General features: G+C 74.1%; 3 protein-coding genes. 2 read left to right on the top strand and 1 reads right to left on the bottom strand.

What is annotated here, in order from left to right:
* Window positions 1–114: 114 nt before the first annotated feature.
* Window positions 115–636 carry a type II toxin-antitoxin system PemK/MazF family toxin gene (locus tag ACFWM7_RS28015; protein WP_383265530.1) on the bottom strand — a complete coding sequence of 174 codons (522 nt, stop codon included), beginning with the start codon at window positions 634–636 and terminating at the stop codon, window positions 115–117.
* 236 nt (window positions 637–872) lie between these two features.
* Between ACFWM7_RS28015 and ACFWM7_RS28020 the strand changes: the two genes are divergently transcribed.
* Both ACFWM7_RS28020 and ACFWM7_RS28025 read left to right on the top strand, forming a co-directional pair.
* Complete coding sequence (locus ACFWM7_RS28020) at window positions 873–1,625, top strand: MBL fold metallo-hydrolase (RefSeq protein WP_383265533.1); 753 nt, start codon at window positions 873–875, stop codon at window positions 1,623–1,625.
* A 47-nt stretch (window positions 1,626–1,672) separates the two neighbouring features.
* Window positions 1,673–2,182, top strand: a complete 510-nt coding sequence (locus ACFWM7_RS28025) for a GNAT family N-acetyltransferase (protein ID WP_383265535.1) — start codon at window positions 1,673–1,675, stop codon at window positions 2,180–2,182.
* The last annotated feature ends 44 nt before the right edge of the window (window positions 2,183–2,226 follow it).

Raw genomic sequence — 2,226 nt, forward strand, 5'->3', positions numbered from 1 at the left:
ACCTGTTAGCGGGGGCGCGGCTGGGGGTGCGTGGTGCGGCGCTGTCCTTCTGAGCCCCGGCGGGGGGGGGGGCCGGCCGGGGGGCCGGCCCCCCCCCCCCCCAGGGCCCCGCCCTCACCCCGCCCCCAACTCCCGTACCCGCTCCCACAGCACGGGATCCACGGCCCCCACCCTCCGTCGGAACCCGCCGATCCCCACCTCCCGCAGCTCATCCGTCTCCAGGAAACTCTGCCGCCCCTGCCGGTCCCCGACCGTCCCGTCCGGCAGCGCGATCACCCCGGGCCGCTCCTCGTGATGCTTGCTGGTGATCTTCGCGACCAGCGCCGTGCGCGCCCTGCCCCGCCCCCGTACCGAGATCACCAGACACGGCCGGTCCTTCGAGCCGGGCCCGTCCTCGTACGGCACATCGGCCCACCACACCTCGCCCGCCCGCGGCGTACGCCCGTCCCCACGCCCCTCCGGACCCGAAGGGCGCGACGGACCCGAAGGCCGGGACGGCGGCCGGGCCGAACCCGCCGACTGCCGGGGCCGCCGCGAGCGGGGCCCCCGGTCCGAGCGCCCGCGCCCGTCCACCACCGCGGCGACCAGCGCCAGCAGAACCACGGCGACCAGCGCCACCCACCAGAACGTGTTCATCCCCCGACCGTACCGGCGGCCAGGAGGGGCACGGCGGGCCGGACCGTGGGCGCGCTTCCATCGAACCGGTGACAGCGCAGGTGAGTTCCCCCACAACGGAGGGCAGCGGAGGAGCGACGTGGAGTTTCGCGCCTTACGCTCGACAAACCGCAAAACCGATCCCGCAGGAACCGACACCAGGCTTCGGCGGATCGCACGAACCCTCCCCGTTCCCGCGCCCCGGAGGTTCACGCTCCATGAAGCTCACCGTCGTCGGCTGCTCCGGCTCGTTCCCGTCCCAGGGTTCGGCATGCTCGAGCTACCTCGTAGAGGCCGACGGCTTCCGGCTGCTCCTCGACATGGGCAACGGCGCCCTCGGCGAGCTGCAGCGCCACGTCGGTCTCTACGACCTCGACGCGATCTTCCTCAGCCATCTGCACGCCGACCACTGCATCGACATGTGCGCGTACTTCGTCGTGCGGTACTACCCCCACGGCGGCGACCGCCCCCGCCCTCTCCCGGTCTACGGCCCCGAGGGCACCGAGCAGCGCCTGACCGCCGCCCACGGCGACACCCCCTCCGACCGGGCGATGGCCGAGGTCTTCGACTTCCACACCCTCAAGTCCGGGGCCTTCGAGATCGGCCCGTTCTCGGTCCGTACGGAAAAGCTCTGCCACCCCGTCGACACCTTCGGCATCCGGATCGAGCACGGCGGCTCCACCCTCGCCTACTCCGGCGACACGGGGGCCTGCGAGGCGCTGGAGGACCTGGCCCGGGACGCGGACCTGTTCCTCTGCGAGGCGTCGTTCGTCGACGGCAAGGAGGACATCCCCGACCTGCACCTCAACGGCCGCGAGGCCGGTGAGGCGGCGGCCCGCGCCGGAGCGCGCCGGCTCGTCCTCACCCACATTCCGCCGTGGACCGACGCCGACCGCAACGCCGCCGACGCCCGCGCGGTCTACCCGGGCCCGGTGGAGCTTGCGGTCCCGGGCGCGGTGTACGAGGTCTGAGACGGCGGCCGCTTCCCCGGTCCGGGCGGCTCTGCGAGACTGCGCGGATGATCACGGTCAGACCGGCCCGGGAGGGCGATCTCGACGGCTTCCTGGCCCTGGCGTCCCAGGTGGAGCACTGGTTCGGTCCGATGGTCGAGGAGCCGGGTTTCCACCGCGCGGTGGAGGCCCACATCCGTGACGGGGCGGCGCTGATCGCCGAGTCCACGGAGCTTGCCGACGCTTCCGCCGTCGCCCTCGGCCCGGCCGGCGGCCTGCTGTTCGGCGCCGCCCCGCCGACGTACCACGTGCACTGGCTCGTCACCTCCGAGCACCGCCGGGGCGCGGGCGTGGGCCGGCTGCTGATGGCGGAGGCGATGCGCCGGTACGTGAGCGGGCCCGGCACCGTCGAGGTGGTCACCTTCGGCCCCGACCACCCGGGGGCGGTGGAGAGCGGGGCCCGTGCCTTCTACGAGCGGCTCGGCTTCGCGCCCGGCGAGCCCGCCGACCCCGGCCCGGAGGGCGGCTCCCGCCAGATCTACCGGCTGGACGTACCCGTTCCCGTACGCGAGGGATGACACGGCCGCACGGCAGACAGACCGAAGCCCCCGCCACCCGAAGA

The sequence above is a fragment of the Streptomyces sp. NPDC058375 genome, from assembly GCF_042723425.1.
GTDB classification, from domain to species: Bacteria; Actinomycetota; Actinomycetes; order Streptomycetales; family Streptomycetaceae; genus Streptomyces; species Streptomyces durocortorensis.